Here is a 17,729-nt window from a genome sequence, read left to right as displayed (position 1 = left end):
GTGGCGGGCCGGGTAGGTCGGCGCTCCCGGATGTGCATGTCGGTGCGCCAGGTCTGCCGTGCCTGGCCTGGCCGGTCGGCGCTCCGATGCGCAGGCCGCCGTGCCGGCGCCGCTGCCGCAACGGGCCTTGTCGTCGCGGATAGACTGCTCCGGTCACGGCGACCAGGAGGAGCGGGCGGATGCGGCAGGACAACCGGCACGCTGACCGGCGGCACGACGATTCACCGGCGACGGCCCCCGGGGTCGATGTCGCCCAGCGGCATGTGGTCCGCGTCCTCGTCGTCGCCCAGATCCTCGGCGGACTCGGTGCGGGTGCCACGCTGTCCCTCGGCGCCCTCCTCGCCGCCGAGACGTCCGGATCGAGCGCGTGGTCCGGCATGGCTGCCACGATGGCGACACTCGGAGCCGCTGCGGCCGCCGTCCCCCTCGCCACCCTCGCCCAACGGCGGGGACGACGCGTCTCCCTCGCCACGGGCTCCCTCATCGCCTGCTGCGGGGCGCTGCTCGCGATCACCGCGGCGTACCTCTCCCTCTTCCCCCTGCTGCTCGTCGCACTGGTCCTGCTGGGTTCGGGATCCGCGACCGGCCTGCAGGCGCGGTTCGCGGCCACGGACCTCGCCACCGAATCGACGCGCGGGCGGAGCCTCTCGCTCGTGGTCTGGTCCACCACCATCGGCGCCGTCCTCGGTCCCAACCTGTTCGAGCCCGGCCAGGTGGTCGCCGGGTTCCTCGGGATCCCCGCGCTCAGCGGCGGATTCGTGTTCACCGTGGCCGCCCAGGTCGCGGCAGCCCTGGTGTACACGGTGGGGCTGCGGCCCGATCCCCTCCTGACCGCGCTCAGGCGCCAGGCGGCCGATCGTCGCGCCGATGCCCCGGCGCCCCTGAAGCGGCGGGGCTTCGCGGTCCTGACAGGTAACAGCGGCGCACGGTTCGCCGTCGTGACCCTGATGGTCAGCCATGCGGCGATGGTCTCCCTGATGTCCATGACGCCCGTCCATCTGCACGATCACGGCGCCGGCCTGTCCGTCGTCGGACTGACGATCAGCCTGCACGTCGCGGGGATGTACGCGCTGTCACCGGTGTTCGGCTGGATCGCGGACCGCGCCGGCGCGGCTCGCGGGATCCTCTGCGGGCAGATCCTCCTGCTGGCAGCCCTGCTGGTGGCCTGGCGGGGTGCGGAGTCGGAGGTGGCCGTGACGGTCAGCCTGATCCTCCTCGGCCTCGGCTGGTCGGCGAGCGTGGTGTCGGCGTCGGCACTGCTGGCGGGAGCGGTCGACGTCGGCGAGCGCGCGCCCGTCCAAGGCACCTCCGACCTGCTCATGAACCTCGCCGGTGCCACCGGTGGAGCCCTCGCCGGACCGGCGCTCGTCCTGATGGGCTACTCGGGGCTCGGGCTGGCCGCGGCCGTGCTGGTGGCTGTCCTGCTGGCCTGGACGCTCGCGCGCCTGCCACGGTCCCGATCGGCGGCGCCGGCCGGCGTCTGACCGGGGCCTCCCGCAGTAGGGCAGATCAGCGGTGCTGCCCGGCCTTCGCCGGCGCCAGGCCGACGAGCCGGAACCGCTCGAGGACGACGACGGTCCCGTCCGTCACGGTGAGCACGAGCACGACGTCGACGCCGAGCTTCGCCCCGGCCGCCGCGGTCAGCCTCGCATGGTTGCTCTGCGCCGCGCCGGTGGTGACGAGGACGTCCGCCCCGCGAGCCAGGGCCGTGCCGGCGGTCCATTCGAGCTTCCGGACCTTGTTGCCTCCACCACCCAAGCCGCTGAGGTCGTCGTGCTTGATCCACAGGTCGCCGGGATCCGGTCCGAGAGCGGCGGCCAGGCGGGGCGCTGGCTCGAGGGGCGTCGGCCAGGACCCGAGCCGGGCGCGGGTCGGTGTCTGCTCCGGCCGCTCCGCGGTCGTCACTGGGCGGAGCCCGTCCAGCCTTCCTCCTCGCTCGTCTCCTCGTCCTTCTCGATGACCGTCAGGACGGTCTTCGCGGCCTTCTCGACGGCGGCGCTCGTCTCGTCCCGGCCGTCCGTGGTCACGGTGCCCGCCGCGTAGCCGATCATGAAGGCACTGATGGCGCCGGCGTGGGGGGTCAGCAGGCGCGAGGATCGCTCGGCGACCTCGACGATCCTCGGGTGATCGACCTCGAGGTCCAGGACCTGCAGGGCCTGTGCCAGGGTCCGGCTCCACTCGCTGAGGCTGCGTTCTTCGTCGTCGGGCGCTGCCATGGTCTCTCCTCTGGTCGGGGCTGTCGACGTGCCGTCCGCGCCGGCGTCGCTCCTCCAAGCTCTACCACCGGCCGCGCACCCCTTCAACGATTGATCTCCTGCGGTGCTGTCGAGGCATTCCTTGACTTCACCACGCTCCGGGGATCTAATACCCTCACGGCCTAGTGACACGATTCACCACGCTCGCTTCGCCGCCCCGGCAGGACCACCTCGACGGAGAGGAACCGTTCAGCATGACCATCCCCCGCCCCACCAGGACCGGACGCACCCGGCTCGCAGCACTGCTCGGAGCATCCGTGCTCCTGGCCACCAGCACGGGAGCCACCGCGATCGCCGCCCCACCCACCACCCCCGCACAGGTACCGGCTCAGAGCACGCCGGTGACGGCGAAGAAGGCCCCGCCGTCGTCGGCACCCGATTTCGGCCCGAACGTGACGATCTTCGATCCGAGCATGCCGGTCAGCGAGATCCAGGCCGAGGTCGATGCCGTCAACGCCCGCCAGATCGACGACGAGATGGGTACCGGACGCGAGGCGCTCCTGTTCCTGCCCGGCACCTACGGCACCGACGCGGAGCCGCTGCAGTTCAAGGTCGGCTACTACACGGAGGTCGCGGGACTCGGCGCGTCACCGTCGGACGTGACCATCAACGGCAAGATCGAGGTCTACAACCGCTGCCTCGAGGACAACGGCACGAGCAACTGCATCGCGCTGAACAACTTCTGGCGCACGCTCTCCAACCTGACACTGCAGGTCAACGGGGCGGGCCAGGACGGCTGCCGGGCGACCGCGAACTTCTGGGCGGTGTCGCAGGCCGTCTCCCTGCGCCGCGTGAACGTCTCCGGCGGCACGCTATCCCTCATGGACTACTGCACGGCCGGTCCGCAGTTCGCGAGCGGTGGCTACCTCGCCGATTCGAAGGCCGGGGACATCGTCAACGGCTCCCAGCAGCAGTGGCTGACGCGCAACGCGGAGATCGACAGCTGGTCCAACGGTGTCTGGAACCAGGTGTTCTCGGGCACCGTGGGAGCGCCGACCGACGAGGGCTTCCCCACGCCCCCGTACACGACCCTCGACGAGACCCCGGTCAGCCGCGAGAAGCCCTACCTCTTCGCGGACGGCAGCGGCGCCTACAGCGTGCGCGTGCCCTCGGCCGAGACGAACTCCCGCGGCATCTCGTGGGGTGACGGCGTGACGCCGGGCCGCACCGTCCCGCTCTCCGAGTTCTTCGTCGCCCGCCCGGGCGACTCCGTGCAGGCCATCAACAACGCCCTGGCCCGCGGCAAGCATCTCCTCCTGACGCCGGGCGTCTACGACATCGCCGACACCATCCGGGTGAAGCGGGCCGACACCGTGGTGCTCGGCCTCGGGCACGCGACCCTGACCGCCGTGAACGGCGCCGTCCCCCTGCGCGTCGCCGATGTGCCGGGCGTGGTGATCGCCGGTGTCACGATCGACGGCGGCACCGTCAACTCCCCCGTCCTCCTGCAGATCGGGACGAAGAACGGCAACAACGGGGCGACGAAGAACGATCCGGCGAACCCGACGACGCTCAGCGACGTCTACTTCCGCATCGGCGGCCCGCACGTGGGCAAGGCCGACACCAGTCTCGAGGTCAACAGCGACAACGTGCTGATCGACCACATCTGGGTGTGGCGCGCGGACCACGGCAACGAGGGAGCGTTCGGCTGGGACGTCAGCACGGGCCGCAACGGCGTCATCATCAACGGCGACGACGTCACGGCCACGGGCCTGTTCGTGGAGCACTACCAGGAGTACAACACCATCTGGAACGGCGAGCGCGGCCGCACCGTGCTCTACCAGAACGAGCTGCCCTACGACCCGCCCAACCAGGCGGCGTGGCAGCACGACGGCGTCCTCGGCTGGGCGGGCTACAAGGTGGCCGACGGCGTGAAGCAGCACACCCTGTGGGGTGGCGGCTCGTACATCTTCACCAACGTGGACCCGACCATCCACGCCACCCGCGGGTTCGAGGTGCCGGACACGGCCGGCGTCGTCCTGAACCACGTGCTGACCGTCAACCTCGGTGCCGGCACGATCGACCACGTGGTGAACGACACCGGAGCACCCGTGAGCAACGCGAACACGGGCACCCCGAGCTACCTGGTGCGCTACCCGTAGCGCGTCGCACCACAGGAAGGGCCGGGCCATTGCGCCGGCCCTTCCTGTGTGTGGCATGCGTCCGCACCTGTCGGGAGTGGCGGCACACGTAGGTCGCCCTACCCGGCTACGTCACCCCCGGTACGCAGGGTCAGGCGGAATCCCGTTCCACGAGATGCAGGCCGTGGCCCGGAGGGCCCGGCTTCTCCGCCGCGCCGTCGAGGTCGGCCAGTACGAGGGCGGCCAGATACCGCGCCTGCACCTCGATGGACTGCGAGACCGTCGTCAGCGCAGGAGCAGCGAGCCGTGCGGCCGGAACGTCGTCGACGCCTACCACCGCGCAGTCGTCAGGACAGGACAGGCCCTCGGCCCGCATCCCGGCGAGGACCGCGAGGGCGACGTCGTCGTTGTAGGCCGCGATGCCGGTGATGCCGAGCCCGCGCCAGGCCCGGACGGCCTCGGCCGCGGACTCGACGTCGAGTCCGACGGGAAGGACGACGGGCTCGGGACGATCGAGCTCGGCGCAGATCCGCTGGACCCCGCGGAGGCGGTCACGGGCGAAGACCGCGAGACGTGCGTCGGCCGGCCAGGCGTACCCGAGCCGGGTCGCGCGGACCGTCAGGCACTCCGCCTGCAGGGCACCGATCCGCAGCTGGCTCTCGGACGGCAGATCGGGATCGGGCTGGCGGTCCTCGCCGAGCGTCCCGAGCACCTGGATGCCGGCCTGACGCATGGCCAGCAGATCGTCCTCCGCGAAGGGCGCGAAGCCGATCACGGCCCGCGGGGTCACGGCCCGCCAGAGGTCCGAGAGTGGCCGGGCGCCGCGTCCGTGGTGCACGAGCACGGAGAGACCGCGGCCGGAGAGCTCGTCCGCCAGTTCGTCGAGCAGGGTCTCGATGACGGGCCCCACGGGCCAGTCCGGCAGGATGCAGAGCACCAGGTCGCTCCGCCCGGTGCGCAGCGCCCGGGCTGCGGCCGACGGCGCGTACCCCAAGCGGGTGGCGGTCTCCCGGACCCGGCGGCGGGTCTCCTCCGAGATGTTGACGCCGTCGCGCCCTGTCAGGACATAGCTGACCGTGGTGCGGGAGACGCCGCTCTCGCGGGCCACGTCAGCGCTCGTGATCCCTGCCACCGCTCCCCCTTCCGGCCGTGAATCCTTGCCTGTCAGTGTAGGTGGGGGCCTCCGGGACTCCCGCGCTGCCCGCCCGCACACCACTCGGCGTCGTGCCGCACCACCGGCGGACGCACCGGGTCAGCGCCGACTGCTCCGACAGTCCCACGAGCCCCGCGACCTGCTGCAGCGGCAGGTCCGTGCGAGTGAGGAGCCGCAGCGCCGCGTCGCGGCGGGCGTCGTCGAGCAGGGACTCGAAGCTGGTGCCCTCGCCGGCCAGCCGGCGCTGGAGGGTCCGGGCGTGCATGCCGAGGAGCCGGGCGGCGGAGTCGATGCGCGGCGGCGAGCTGCCGAGCATGCGGTCGATGGCGTTCCTGACCCGGGGTGCGACCACGCGGCCCGGTTCGGGGAAGTGGCTGTGGAGGTAGTCGAGGGCGATCTCCCGCAGGGTGTCGTCGACGCCGGCGAGCGGGCGGTCGAGCAGGCTCCGCGGCACCCGCAGGAGCGAGGCGGCCTGACCGAAGCGCACCTCGGCGCCGAAGAACTCCGTGTAGCGGGAGGCGGGAGCCCTGGGCAGGTGCGAGAGGTGCACCGAATGCAGTCCGTACGGGCCGTCGAGGAGGAAACGGACCATGCGGTGCGAGAAGGCGAGGATCGCGTCCGTGGCCTGGCGCGGCGGCGTGCCCTCCGAGGATCCGTAGCAGAGGCCCACATCACCCGGCCGCCCCTCCGGATCCGCCACGAGGGTGAAGCGCAGCACGGGGCTGTGGAGGAACAGGAACTGCGACGCGCACTCGAGCGCCGCCCCCACGGTCGGTGAGTTCTGGACCGCGACGGCGAGCGGGCCGAGGATCCCGATGTCCTGGTACGCGGAGATGCGCAGGCCGAGGTCCGGGCACGGCAGCGCGCGCGCCGCCCCCTCCAGCAGGCGGGCCATCGCGACGTCGGACACGAGCACGTCGTCGCCGTCGAGCGCGTCCAGCGGCACCCCGAACTGCGCTGCGAGCGCTTCGGCATCGCCGCCGAACTGTTCGACGACGTCGCGGAAGCCGCGCATGCCGGCGGAGCGGATGACAGAGCCCATGTCGTCCAAGGGTAAATAGCTGTCGCACGAAGTCAAGCGGTGTGCAGCGTAAGACGGAAGGATGGAGGCATGGAAACAGAACTCGAGCACCTCGACGTCGTCATCGTGGGTGCCGGGCTCTCCGGTATCGGCGCCGCCTACCGCGTGGCCACCGGCCTGCCCGGCAAGAGCTTCACGGTCCTCGAGGCCCGGGGCGCGATCGGCGGCACGTGGGACCTCTTCCGCTATCCGGGCGTCCGCTCCGACAGCGACATGTTCACGCTCGGCTACCCCTTCCGCCCGTGGACCGAGGCCAAGGCGATCGCCGACGGCTCCTCGATCCTCTCCTACATCCGCGAGACCGCGGAGGATCCGCGCATCCGCGAGCGCATCCGCTTCCGCACGAAGCTGGTCGGGGCAGCCTGGTCCTCGGAGGACGCGCGCTGGACCCTCGACCTCGATGTCACGGACGACGACGGCGGCACGGAACGCCGGCAGCTCACCTGCGGCTTCCTCTACCTGTGCAGCGGCTACTACAACTACGACCGCGGCCACGAGCCGTCCTTCGCCGGCCTCGACTCCTTCACCGGCGAGATCGTCCGCCCGCAGTTCTGGCCCGAGGGCCTGGACTACGCGGGGAAGCGAGTCGTGGTGATCGGCAGCGGCGCCACCGCCGTCACCCTCGTCCCCTCCATGGCGAAGGAGGCCGCCCACGTCACCATGCTGCAGCGCTCCCCTACCTACGTCACCGCCGTGCCCAGCCGGGACACGTTCTCCGACGCCGTCCGCCGCCGTCTCCCCGCCGGCCCCGCGCACCACCTGGCCCGGGCCAAGAACGTCCTGTTCACGCAGGCCTTCTACCAGCTCTGCCGCCGCCGGCCCGAACTCGCCAAGAAGCTCATCCGCACCCAGACCGAGCGGATCCTCGGTGACGAGGCCTCGGTCCGCGAGAACTTCACCCCCGCCTACAACCCGTGGGACCAGCGCCTCTGCGTGGCGCCGAGTGCCGACCTCTTCAAGGCCCTGAAGTCCGGCTCGGCATCCGTGGTCACCGACACCATCGACACCTTCACCCCGACCGGCATCCGCCTCGCCTCGGGGCGGGAACTCGACGCGGACGTCGTCGTCACGGCCACCGGTCTCTCGATGCTGCCCCTCGGTGGCGCACGCTTCACGGTCGACGGCCGGCCGGTGCACCTCGGCGACTCCTGGGTGTACCGGGGGCTCATGGTCAGCGGCGTCCCGAACCTGGCGCTCTGCGTCGGCTACACCAACGCGTCCTGGACGCTGCGCGCCGACCTCAGCTCGCGCTACGTCTGCCGCCTCATCCGGTACCTGGACCGCCACGGCCACCGCTACGGCGCCCCGGCGGTCGACGGCGCGATGACGGCCCGGCCCATCCTCGACCTGACCTCGGGCTACGTGCAGCGCGCGGTGTCCGCCTTCCCGAAGCAGGGCGACCGCCAGCCGTGGATCATGCGGCAGAACTACCTGCTCGACGCCCCGACGGCCCTGCGCGGCAGACTCTCGAAGAACATGATGTTCGACACCCCCGTACCCCCCAGCGGCACCCCCGCCCCCGACCTCCAGGAGATCCACGCGTGAGCATCCAGCCCTTCCAGTTCACCGGCGCCACCGCCGTCGTCACCGGAGCAGCGGGAGGCATGGGCGAGCACCTCGCCCGCGGTCTCGCCGAACGCGGGAGCGTCCTGCTGCTCGTCGACCGGGACGCGGCGAAGCTCGACGCCGTCGCCTCCTCCATCCGCTCCACCTTCCCGGGCAGCAGCGTGCGGACGTTCGTGGCCGATCTCGCCGAGCGTGACGCCGTCGAGCGGGTGGCCGCTGACCTCCTCGCAGCGACGGAGCGCATCGACCTGCTGATCAACAACGCAGGCGTGGCCCTGGCCGGACGCTTCGACCAGATCAGCATGGACGACTTCGACTGGGTGCTGGCCATCAACTTCCATGCGCCCGTCCTGCTCACGCACCACCTGCTGCCGCGGATCAAGCCCGGCGGGCACATCGTCAACGTCTCCAGCCTGTTCGGCCTGGTGGGTCCCGCAGGCCAGACGGCCTACTCCGCCAGCAAGTTCGCCCTCCGTGGCTTCACCGAAGCCCTCCGCAACGAGCTGCTGCCCCGCGGCATCGGCATCACCTCCGTGCACCCGGGCGGCATCCGGACCGGCATCGCGCTGAACGCGCGGATCGGCGGGAACCTCAGCGACGTCGACGTGAGGAAGGCGAAGGACGAGTTCAACAAGCTCCTCACCTTCCCCGCCGACAAGGCCGCGGAGCTCATGCTCGAGGCCGTGAAGGCGCGGAAGCCCCGCCTGCTGATCGGCCTCAGCGCGAAGATCCCCGACGTCGTCGCCCGTGTGGCGCCCATGTCCTTCGGCACCCTGGAGCGCCGCGCCACGAAGCTCGCCCGGCTGGCCCGGAAGATCCGCCGGTGAGCGGGGCCCGCGTGGAGCGGTCCGCCACGCACGACGACGGCCTGCTGGTGGTCGACGGCGTGCGGGTGCGCTACCGGGACGACGGCGACCGCACCAGACCCCCCGTGCTGCTGATCCACGGGATCGGGCGGAGCCTCGAGGACTGGGAGGGGCTGTACGGACGGCTTGCCCCCGATCACCGCGTGATCAGCCTGGACCTGCCGGGGTTCGGTCTGTCCGAGCGGACGGAGGGCCGGTACTCCATGGAATCGATGGCCCGCTTCGTCATCGCCGGGCTCGACACCCTCGGAGAGCACCGGCCGCTGCACGTGGTGGGCAATTCGCTGGGCGGCGCCGTGGCCCTGAAGATCAGTGCCCTGGAACCGGCACGGGTCCGCAGCCTCGTCCTCGTGAACAGCGCCGGTTTCGGCAAGGAGGTCACCATCGCGCTGCGGCTGCTCGCCATCCGGCCCCTCGGCCGGCGGCTCATGCGGGACAAGTCCCGGAAGGCCGCCTACCGCACCGAGCGCGCCCTGTTCTTCGACAAGCGGTTCGTCACGGAGGAGCGCCTCGACCACGCCCAGCAGGTCGGCGGCAACCCCGTGCACGACGACGTCCTGCTCGCCGTCGCCCGCCACCTCGGCACGTTCCGCGGGGTGCGCCGCCGCTGGCGGACCGAGCTGCTGCGCACCGTCGCGGCCCAGCACAAGCCGACGCTCGTGGTGTGGGGCGACGAGGACCGCGTGCTGCCGGCCTCGCACCTCGATCACGCGCGCACGGCGTTCCCCCACGCGGAGTTCCACCTGTTCGAGCGCTGCGGTCACATGCCGCAGATCGAGCGGGAGGAGGAGTTCGACGCCCTGGTGCGCGAGTTCGTCGGACGGGTCCACGCCGCAGCGGCCTAGGCCGACGGCGGCCCACGCCCGCCCCGGCGCCGCTGTCCCTCCCACTCACCGGAGGGGTCGTCAGCCGGAAGGATGGACTGTTCCCACTGGGAGCGTCCGGTCGGTGGGAGGGAGCGCAGCCGGGCACGCCCGCCGGTGCAGGTTCATCACGGGTTCGGGCCGACCAGCGGCGAAGGGCAGCCCGGCGCCTGGCGACGCCTGGCCGTGGGTGCTGATCGTCGGAGCTGCGTGGTGCAATGACGCATGACCCGGATCATCTTCTCCACCGCCACCTCGATCAACGGCTTCATCGCGGACGAGCACGACTCGCTGGACTGGTTGTTCGCCGTGGAGCCCCCGCCGCCGGAACACCACGAGCGTTTCCTCGACTCCGTGGGTGTCCTGGTGGAGGGGTCGACGACCTACGCATGGGTGCTCGCCTTCGAGGGGCTGATCGAGGACCCCGGGAAGTGGCCGACGCTGTACGGCGAGCGCCCCACGTTCGTCTTCACCTCCCGGGACCTGCCGATCCCCGAGGGCGCCGACGTGCGGCTCGTCTCCGGTGACGTCCGCGCATCGATCGACCGGATCCGCGAAGCGGCAGGCGCGCGGGACATCTGGGTGGTCGGCGGCGGCGACCTGGCCGGCCAGTTCCTCTCCGCCGGGCTGCTGGACGAGATCCAGCTCGCCGTCGCACCCGCCGCGCTCGCCGGCGGGGCGCCGTTGCTGCCGCTCCGGGTCGGGGCGGACCGGCTCGTCCTGCGCACCGTGGAGCAGCAGGGACAGTTCGCCGTGCTGACCTACGACGTCGACCGCGGCGGTCGATGAAGGCGGGTCGGCGGACGGTCCCCTCCGCTTCTTGATGAAAACCCGAGTATTCCTGCGCCCCAGCTTCAAGTAGCCGCGCAAGACTGGGCATCCCGGTGGGGACCTGGACAAGGCCCTCCCGAGTCCTGTCCACCCGTCGGTCCGCACAGTTCGAAAGGACCCGAGATGCAGCCCATCATCGACACGGCAGCAGTCTCCCGGCTTGCTGCCGACATCGGTTCGCCGCGCGCAGCGGCGTCGTTCGTCTCGCGCTTCACCGATCTGCTCGACGAGCGCATCCTCGTCATCGAGCGCTCCTTCCGGAGTGCGAATCCCACCCAGTGGCACGACGCCGTCGCCGGGCTGCGGAGCGCCGCGGCGACCGCCGGCGCGGGGCGGGTCCAGGCGACGGCGGCACTGCTGCTCGCCGCTGACCTGGACGCCCGCACGGCGCTCGCCCTGATCGGGCAGCTGCGGTCCGACGCCCGGATCTTCACCCTGGCGCATTCGTCGCTGTGCGAGGAGCAGGCGTTCGCCGAACGCCTCGCGATGCGCCGCTTCGCCTGAGCCGCCGCCGTCGTCCGGCGTCACCTCACGACACGACCCACCCCCTCACCTGACCTCACCGCACGGAACGGCTCGCGGCAGGGAACGGATCACGGCGCGGTGCCGGCCTCCGGCACATACGTGTCCCGCCACCGCGCGAGCTCCGTGAAGAACTCCGAGCGGGCCGGCTCGGGCGAGAGCGCCAGGTCGTGGATGCCCCCACGGATCCGCACCAGCGTGACGTGGCGCCCGAGGCGCGGCGACCGGGCAGCGATGTGCGCGACATCGAGCACCACGTCCGTCGAGGAGATCCTGGCTGGCTCCTTCACCGGGTTCGACGTCGCGTCCGAACAGGCCACGAGGACCGGGCAGTCGACGGCGAGCCCGCGGTTGAGCTCGGCGTGGGCGCGTCGGACGGCGGCGAGCCACCCGGCCACCACGGGGAACCCGCCGTGCGGCTTCCACGCGAGGTCGTAGGTCCACTCCCCTCCGCTGCCGCTGTGGAGGTAGCGCCCGTACGCGGACCCGAGCGTGCCGACGACGGTGCGCGGCTTGAGCGCGCCGATCCGGTGGACCGCGGCGGTCCCGACGGTGCGCTGGAACACGCTCGCGTTGAGGTCGAACCAGGGGCTGTTGAGCACGAGCGCGTCGACGATCCCCCGGCCGCGCCGCCGGTGCGCCCACAGCGAGGTGATGAGGCCACCGGTCGAGTGCCCCATCACCACGAGGACGTCATGGCCCTCGTCCTCCCGGATGATGCGTGCAGCAGCGTCGAGTTCCTCGTCGTAGTGCTCGAGCGCGGTGATGTAGTTCGGCGTCTGGTGCTCGCGGAGCGACCGGCCGTACTTGCGCAGGTCCAGTGCGTAGACGTCGAACCCGGCCTCCAGCCAGGCATCGGCGAGGTTCGTCTGGAAGAAGTAGTCCACGAAGCCGTGCACGTACAGGACCGCCCGGCGCGAGGTCCCCGCGGCGCGACGCCGGACGAGGGTCGCCACCACCTCGCCCTCGTCGTCGCTCGCCAGCGGGAGCGTCCGCGCTTCGTATCCTGCGCCCAGGAGGTCCTCGCGGTACTCGTCCTGATGCTCCGGCGTCGTCGTCACTGATGGTCCTCCCTGACCTCGAGCGGGTGGGGGGACCGGTCCGCCGCCGGTCCTCGGCGGCGGACATCGGGCGTTCATCCGCCGCCATGTCCCGGTCACCAGTGTGTCATCGGTCACCGGTATGCTGACGCCACCGCACACCAACAGGAGCTGATTCACCGTGTCACACAGCCTCAACCGAGGGCACCGTCGCGCACTCACGGCCATCGCCGTGGGCTGCGCCGCCGCCCTCACCCTCGCACCCGCAGCGACCGCCGCACCCGGCGGAGGCAAGGGCGGACCCAAGGACAGCACGGTCTCGATCACCGTCATGGGCACCAGCGATCTCCACGGCTACATCGAGAACTGGGACTACTTCAAGAACGCCGACTACGACGACGCCGCCGGGAACGACGTCGGAATCGCCAAGATCTCGACGCTCGTGAACCAGGTCCGCGCAGACCGCGGCGCCGGGTCCACCCTGCTGATCGACAATGGCGACACCATCCAGGGAACGTCCCTCACGGACTACTACGCCACCACCCAGCCGGTGGACGAGACCGGCGAGATGCACCCCATGGCCGCCGCGATGAACGCCATGGGCTACGACTCCACCACGCTCGGCAACCACGAGTTCAACTACGGGCTGCCGCTCCTGCGCACCTACGAGGAGCAGCTCGACTTCCCGCTGCTCGGTGCCAACGTCAAGGACGCGACCACCGGCGGGGACGCCTTCACGCCCTACGTGATCAAGACGCTCAAGCTCAAGGGCCAGAAGCCCATCAAGGTGGGCATCCTCGGGCTGACCACGCCCGGTAGCGCCATCTGGGACAGGAACAACGTCGACGGGCAGCTCGAGTTCCTCGACATGGTGGAGCAGGCGAGGAAGTACGTTCCGGAGATGAAGTCCGCGGGAGCGGACGTCGTCGTGGTCAGCTCGCACTCCGGCCCCTCGGGCACGTCCTCCTACGGCGGCGACCTGCCGATCGAGAACGCGTCGACGCTGATCGCCGAGCAGGTGCCGGGCATCGATGCGATCCTCGCCGGTCACGAGCACCAGGAGATCCCGGAGCGGTTCGTCACCAACCGGCAGACCGGTGAGCAGGTCCTGCTCACCGAGCCGAAGAACTGGGGCATGCGCCTGTCCGTCATGGATTTCGAGCTCGTCAAGGTACGGGGCCAGTGGGACGTCGCGTCGGCGAACTCCGAGCTGCTGAACTCCAACACCGTGCCTGCCGACCCGAAGATCTCGGCGATCGCGGCCGAGCAGCACCGGACGACGATCGACCACGTCAACACGGCCATCGGTACGGCGACGGAGACCATGTCAGCGGCCGACTCGCGCTTCCGCGACACCGCCGTCATGGACTTCGTCAACGACGTCCAGGCCAGGGCCGTCGACACGGCCCTCGACGGGACCACGAACGCCGACCTGCCGGTCCTGTCCATCGTCGCGCCCTTCAACCGCGCGGCGGTGATCCCCGAGGGGCCCGTCACCATCCGCGACATGGCCGGCCTGTACGTCTTCCCGAACACCCTCTTCGGCGTCGAGATGACCGGCGCCCAGGTCAAGGACTACCTCGAGTACTCGGCCAAGTACTTCACCCAGACCGCCGTCGGCGCTCCGGTGGACCCGGCCACGCTGACCAATGCCGCGGGCACGCCGGACTACAACTACGACATGATGTCCGGCGTCAGCTATGACATCGACATCAGCCGGCCCGTGGGACAGCGCATCGTCGACCTGAGCTACGCCGGTGCGCCGATCGATCCCGCGCAGCGGTTCGCGGTGGCGACGAACAACTACCGGCAGTCCGGCGGCGGGAACTTCCCGCACATCGCCACGGCTCCGGTCCTCGTCAACCAGACCACGGAGATCCGTCAGCTGCTCATCGACTACCTGATCGCCGAGGGCACGATCGATCCGAGCACGTTCTTCGAGGAGAACTGGAAGCTCACCCGCGACGGCCTGCCCGTCGTCGAGTAGCCGCTCACGGCGGCGCCGCCCCCGGCGTTCCGGTGCCGTGCGTCCGCAGTACCGGGACGAATGGACCGGAACGAACGGAGCGGGACGAACGGCAGCAGGACGTGGACCCGGTGTCCGCGTCCTGCTGCCGTTCGTCCTAGATTTGGTGCATGAGCATCGACATCACGACGGCGACCGTCGCCGACGCGGCGGCCCTCGCCGTCTGCGCCGCCGTCACGTTCCCCCTGGCCTGCCCGCCCGATTCCCCACCGGAGGAGATCCAGCGGCACATCGAGACGCACCTCTCGGAAGAGCGCTTCGCCGAGGTGCTCGCCCGGCCGGGGCACACCGTCCTGTGCATCCGCCAGGGGCACCGGGTGATGGGCTGGAGCATGGTGGTCCTGGATCAGCCGTCGGACGCGGACGTGCTCGCGGCCCTCTCGCTCACTCCGACGGCGGAACTGAGCAAGTTCTACGTCCACCCCGACCTGCACGGCAGCGGCTCGTCATCGGCCCTGATGAAGGCCACGCTGCAGCACGCCGCCGGGTCCGGCCTCCCGGGCATCTGGCTCGGCGTGAACCAGGAGAACGCCCGCGCCCTCCGGTTCTACCGGAAGCACGGCTTCGACGTGGTGGGGACCAAGCGCTTCCGGCTGGGGGACCGCTTCGAGGACGATTTCATCATGGAGCAGGCCCTCCCCGCGGTGGCGCCCGACGCCGTCTGACGTCCGGGCGCTACTCGACCGTCAGCTCGCCCATGCGGCCCCAGCCCTCGGCGGCGATCCGCTCGCTGATGATCTCCGGCGTCTCGACGAGCGCCTGCGGCATGTCCTTCATGGCCTGCGAGAAGTGGTCGCTGTTGACGTGTGCCTCGGCCGCGTCGTCCTGGAACGCCTCGATGAGGATGAACTGGTTGGGGTCCTCGACGCTGCGTGACCAGTCGAACCAGAGGTTGCCCGGCTCGCGGCGGGTGGCCTCGGTGAAGTCACGCGTGAGGTCGATCCAGCGGTCGCTCCACTCGGGCTTCACGGTGAACTTGACGACGATGAAGATCATGGGATGGTGCCTTCCTGGTGGAGGAACTGCTCGGACATGCCCCTCCAACCTATAAGCTCCGGGCCGGCCGCCGCAGGCGGACGGCACACCTGTGGAGGACTGTTGTCAGATCGACAGGCTGGGGTGGAGCTTCTCCAGGGTCCACGAACGACGCCGGTGCGACGCGTACACGGAGAGGGCGGCGGCGAGGACGAAGACGATCAGCAGCTGGGCGACGGACGCCCAGACGATGCCGGTGTCGCCTCCCGCGATGAGGTGCCGCAGCCCGGTGACGGCGTGCGTCATGGGCAGCAGCGGGCTGAGGACCTGGAAGAAGCCGGGCTCCGTCGCGACGGGATAGGTGCCCCCGGCGGAGGTCAGCTGCAGCATCAGCAGGACGAGCGCCACGAGCCGCCCCACCCCGCCGAGCAGCCCGACGAGCGCCTGGTGGATCGCCGTGAACACGAGCGCCGTGAGGACGGTGAAGGCGATCAGGCCCACCGGGTGCGGCGTGGTCAGGCCGAGGCCGGCCAGCAGGATCGCGAGCAGGACCCCGGCCTGGAGCACGGCGAACAGCGCGCCCTGCAGGTACCCGGCGGCGGACACGCGCCAGGATGCCGCCGAGGAGGCCAGGGCCCGTGGCGAGACGGCGCGGAGCACGGTGTAGGTCACGATCCCGCCGACCCAGAGCGCCAGGGGGATGAAGTAGGGCGCCATGCCCTCGCCGTAGGCGTCCACCGCGTTGGCGTGCGTCCGTTCGATCGAGACGGGTGAGGCGCCCACGGACGCGAGCTCGGCCCGCTCCGCGTCGTCGTGGTCCGGCACCTGGCCGGCGCCCTCGCCGAGCTGCGCCGCGAGGTCCTGTGAGCCCGTCGACAGGGAGCCCAGCCCGCCCTCGAGGCTCGTGGCGCCGTCATAGGCCTCGCCGGACCCGTCGGCCAGCACTGCTGCCCCGCCGGCGACGTCGCCCGCACCCGTGCTCAGCGTCGACGCTCCGGCAGCGAGCGTATCCGCACCGTCGGACGCCGCGACGATCCCGTCGCGGAGGGCCGGGGTGTTCCGGGCGAGCGTCGCGGTGCCGGCCTCGAGCTGCCCCGCTCCGTCGGCCAGGTCCGCCGCGCCCCGGGCGACCTGCGCGGCCCCAGCCGACGCGTCGGTGGCGCCGGCGGAGAGCTGCCCCGCGCCCGTCGCGAGGCTCCCCGCTCCGTCGGCGGCGGTGGACGCACCCGTGGCCGCGGCGTCCGCGCCGGCGGCGAGGTCCGACGCCGAGGACGCGAGGGTCCCGGCACCGGCGGCCACCTGCTCCGACCCGACTGCCGCGGCGTCCGCTCCTGCGGCGAGCTGCTGGAGTGCCGCCAGTCGCTCGGCGTCGGTGAGCGCGTCGAAGGTCTGCTGCAGACGGGCGAGCCCGTCCGCCACCGACCTCGACCCGGCGGCCGCCTGCTCGGCGCCGCCCTGGACCTGGCCGGCACCTGCGGACAGTGCCGAGGCACCCTGCCCCACCTGACCGACGCCGTCGGCGACCTGCCGGGTGCCGTCCGCGAGGGCGGAGGCGGACGGGGCGAGTGCCGTGGCGCCGTCGGCGACGGACTGCGCTCCGGTAGCCAGCTGTGCGGCGCCGTCGCGCAGGGTCGCCGCGCCGGCGGAGGCCGCGGCCGCACCGTCGGAGAGCTGCCGGGACTGCGGGACGAGGTCCGCCGTGGCGGCGTCGAGGCCGGCCAGGCCACCTGAGAGTTCACCGGACCCGGCCGCGAGGTCCGCGGCACCGGCGGCGACCTGCGCGCTGCCGGTGGACAGCTGCGCGGTCCCGTCCACGATGTCCCCCAGGCCGACGACGAGGGAAGCGGATCCCTCGTCCGCACTGCGGGCGCCGTCGGCGAGCTTGTCCGCGCCCTCGCCCGCCTCCACCAGTTTCCCGTGCAGGGACGAGAAGCCCAGGTAGATGCCGTCGAGGTAGTCCTCGGTGGCGCCCGACTGCACCTGGCGCTGCAGGGTGGCGGCCACGGTGTTGCCCACCTGGCCGACGATGAAGCTGTCGGCGTCGTCGGTGGTGATGTCGAGCATCGCCTGATCCGGTGAGTCACCACCGAGCGAGGCGAGGCGGGAGGAGAAGTCGGCCGGGATGTCGAGGGTTGCCGCGTAGGTCCCGTCCTGCAGGCCGTCCTCCGCCTCGGCCCGGGTCACCGCGACCCAGGTGAAGCCGGCGTCGCCGGAGGAGGTCAGCGAGGCGGCGAGGTCCTCGCCGGCCGAGACCGTGGTGTCCGAGCCGTCGGGTCCGGTGGCCGGTGCGGGCTGGTCCTCGTTCACGACCGCGGCCGTCAGGTGCTCGAGGTTGCCCGTCGGATCCCAGTTGGCCGCGAGGTAGAGCCCGCCGTAGAGGGCGGGGATGACGGCGATCACGATGAGCGCGGCCCTGGACAGCAGGGTGGTGCGGAAGCGGGAGAGTTCGGTGCGGATCAGGGAGAACACG

Annotated in this window: 16 protein-coding genes; 9 read left to right on the top strand and 7 right to left on the bottom strand. The window is 71.4% G+C overall.

The genetic code is table 11. The features are described 5' to 3' along the window. Window positions 1–179 precede the first annotated feature (179 nt). Complete coding sequence (locus tag NVV32_RS02925; RefSeq protein ID WP_422391305.1) at window positions 180–1,484, top strand: MFS transporter; 1,305 nt, start codon at window positions 180–182, stop codon at window positions 1,482–1,484. Between the two features lie 25 nt (window positions 1,485–1,509). On the opposite strand, the gene NVV32_RS02920 is transcribed toward NVV32_RS02925, so the two are convergent. Both NVV32_RS02920 and NVV32_RS02915 read right to left on the bottom strand, forming a co-directional pair. Then, window positions 1,510–1,905: a pyridoxal-phosphate dependent enzyme gene (locus NVV32_RS02920; RefSeq protein WP_422391304.1), complete on the bottom strand. Its 396-nt coding sequence runs from the start codon at window positions 1,903–1,905 to the stop codon at window positions 1,510–1,512. After that, window positions 1,902–2,216 (bottom strand): DUF6457 domain-containing protein, encoded by a 315-nt coding sequence (locus tag NVV32_RS02915; RefSeq protein ID WP_055769682.1) that lies wholly within the window; start codon window positions 2,214–2,216, stop codon window positions 1,902–1,904. The genes NVV32_RS02920 and NVV32_RS02915 overlap by 4 nt, the downstream gene beginning before the upstream one ends. A gap of 233 nt (window positions 2,217–2,449) precedes the next feature. On the opposite strand from NVV32_RS02915, the gene NVV32_RS02910 reads away from it, so the two are divergent. Then, a complete protein-coding gene (locus NVV32_RS02910; RefSeq protein ID WP_422391303.1) occupies window positions 2,450–4,357 on the top strand; it encodes an adenylyl cyclase in 1,908 nt (635 codons plus the stop codon). Window positions 4,358–4,487: 130 nt separating this feature from the next. On the opposite strand, the gene NVV32_RS02905 is transcribed toward NVV32_RS02910, so the two are convergent. Further along, window positions 4,488–5,468, bottom strand: a complete 981-nt coding sequence (locus NVV32_RS02905) for a LacI family DNA-binding transcriptional regulator (RefSeq protein ID WP_422391302.1) — start codon at window positions 5,466–5,468, stop codon at window positions 4,488–4,490. Beyond that, the gene (locus tag NVV32_RS02900) at window positions 5,446–6,531 is read right to left on the bottom strand and encodes an AraC family transcriptional regulator (protein ID WP_422391301.1); all 1,086 of its coding nucleotides are present in this window, start codon (window positions 6,529–6,531) and stop codon (window positions 5,446–5,448) included. The genes NVV32_RS02905 and NVV32_RS02900 overlap by 23 nt, the downstream gene beginning before the upstream one ends. A gap of 69 nt (window positions 6,532–6,600) precedes the next feature. On the opposite strand from NVV32_RS02900, the gene NVV32_RS02895 reads away from it, so the two are divergent. From NVV32_RS02895 to NVV32_RS02875, 5 genes are all read left to right on the top strand, one after another. After that, window positions 6,601–8,115 (top strand): flavin-containing monooxygenase, encoded by a 1,515-nt coding sequence (locus NVV32_RS02895; RefSeq protein ID WP_422391300.1) that lies wholly within the window; start codon window positions 6,601–6,603, stop codon window positions 8,113–8,115. After that, window positions 8,112–8,963 (top strand): SDR family NAD(P)-dependent oxidoreductase, encoded by an 852-nt coding sequence (locus NVV32_RS02890; protein ID WP_422391299.1) that lies wholly within the window; start codon window positions 8,112–8,114, stop codon window positions 8,961–8,963. The genes NVV32_RS02895 and NVV32_RS02890 overlap by 4 nt, the downstream gene beginning before the upstream one ends. Beyond that, the gene (locus tag NVV32_RS02885; RefSeq protein ID WP_422391298.1) at window positions 8,960–9,847 is read left to right on the top strand and encodes an alpha/beta fold hydrolase; all 888 of its coding nucleotides are present in this window, start codon (window positions 8,960–8,962) and stop codon (window positions 9,845–9,847) included. The genes NVV32_RS02890 and NVV32_RS02885 overlap by 4 nt, the downstream gene beginning before the upstream one ends. A 243-nt stretch (window positions 9,848–10,090) precedes the next feature. Beyond that, the gene (locus NVV32_RS02880; protein ID WP_055769674.1) at window positions 10,091–10,654 is read left to right on the top strand and encodes a dihydrofolate reductase family protein; all 564 of its coding nucleotides are present in this window, start codon (window positions 10,091–10,093) and stop codon (window positions 10,652–10,654) included. Window positions 10,655–10,819: 165 nt separating this feature from the next. Continuing rightward, window positions 10,820–11,200: a hypothetical protein gene (locus NVV32_RS02875; RefSeq protein ID WP_422391297.1), complete on the top strand. Its 381-nt coding sequence runs from the start codon at window positions 10,820–10,822 to the stop codon at window positions 11,198–11,200. A gap of 89 nt (window positions 11,201–11,289) precedes the next feature. Here the strand turns inward: NVV32_RS02875 and NVV32_RS02870 are convergent, their stop codons facing one another. Continuing rightward, window positions 11,290–12,279, bottom strand: a complete 990-nt coding sequence (locus tag NVV32_RS02870; protein ID WP_422391296.1) for an alpha/beta hydrolase — start codon at window positions 12,277–12,279, stop codon at window positions 11,290–11,292. 160 nt (window positions 12,280–12,439) lie between these two features. Between NVV32_RS02870 and NVV32_RS02865 the strand changes: the two genes are divergently transcribed. Together NVV32_RS02865 and NVV32_RS02860 are read left to right on the top strand one after the other, a co-directional pair. Further along, window positions 12,440–14,245 (top strand): bifunctional metallophosphatase/5'-nucleotidase, encoded by a 1,806-nt coding sequence (locus NVV32_RS02865; RefSeq protein ID WP_422391295.1) that lies wholly within the window; start codon window positions 12,440–12,442, stop codon window positions 14,243–14,245. 149 nt (window positions 14,246–14,394) lie between these two features. Beyond that, on the top strand, window positions 14,395–14,949 hold the full coding sequence (locus NVV32_RS02860) for a GNAT family N-acetyltransferase (RefSeq protein ID WP_422391294.1): 555 nt from the start codon (window positions 14,395–14,397) through the stop codon (window positions 14,947–14,949). A gap of 10 nt (window positions 14,950–14,959) precedes the next feature. Here the strand turns inward: NVV32_RS02860 and NVV32_RS02855 are convergent, their stop codons facing one another. Both NVV32_RS02855 and NVV32_RS02850 read right to left on the bottom strand, forming a co-directional pair. Then, a complete protein-coding gene (locus tag NVV32_RS02855; RefSeq protein ID WP_055769665.1) occupies window positions 14,960–15,280 on the bottom strand; it encodes a putative quinol monooxygenase in 321 nt (106 codons plus the stop codon). 105 nt (window positions 15,281–15,385) lie between these two features. Further along, window positions 15,386–17,728, bottom strand: coding sequence for a YhgE/Pip family protein (locus NVV32_RS02850; RefSeq protein ID WP_422391293.1), 2,343 nt, complete (start codon window positions 17,726–17,728; stop codon window positions 15,386–15,388). Window position 17,729: the final 1 nt, after the last annotated feature.

The sequence above is a fragment of the Arthrobacter sp. N1 genome (assembly GCF_048288285.1).
Classification (GTDB): Bacteria; Actinomycetota; Actinomycetes; order Actinomycetales; family Micrococcaceae; genus Arthrobacter_D.
This window is presented reverse-complemented; position numbering and strand designations above follow the sequence as displayed.

Excerpts from the sequence above, each read along its gene's own strand:
- NVV32_RS02925 (WP_422391305.1), top strand. The coding sequence starts at position 180 with ATGCGGCAGGACAACCGGCACGCTGACCGGCGGCACGACGATTCACCG.
- NVV32_RS02915 (WP_055769682.1), bottom strand. The coding sequence starts at position 2,216 with ATGGCAGCGCCCGACGACGAAGAACGCAGCCTCAGCGAGTGGAGCCGG.
- NVV32_RS02910 (WP_422391303.1), top strand. The coding sequence starts at position 2,450 with ATGACCATCCCCCGCCCCACCAGGACCGGACGCACCCGGCTCGCAGCA.
- NVV32_RS02900 (WP_422391301.1), bottom strand. The coding sequence starts at position 6,531 with ATGGGCTCTGTCATCCGCTCCGCCGGCATGCGCGGCTTCCGCGACGTC.
- NVV32_RS02895 (WP_422391300.1), top strand. The coding sequence starts at position 6,601 with ATGGAAACAGAACTCGAGCACCTCGACGTCGTCATCGTGGGTGCCGGG.
- NVV32_RS02880 (WP_055769674.1), top strand. The coding sequence starts at position 10,091 with ATGACCCGGATCATCTTCTCCACCGCCACCTCGATCAACGGCTTCATC.
- NVV32_RS02875 (WP_422391297.1), top strand. The coding sequence starts at position 10,820 with ATGCAGCCCATCATCGACACGGCAGCAGTCTCCCGGCTTGCTGCCGAC.
- NVV32_RS02860 (WP_422391294.1), top strand. The coding sequence starts at position 14,395 with ATGAGCATCGACATCACGACGGCGACCGTCGCCGACGCGGCGGCCCTC.
- NVV32_RS02855 (WP_055769665.1), bottom strand. The coding sequence starts at position 15,280 with ATGATCTTCATCGTCGTCAAGTTCACCGTGAAGCCCGAGTGGAGCGAC.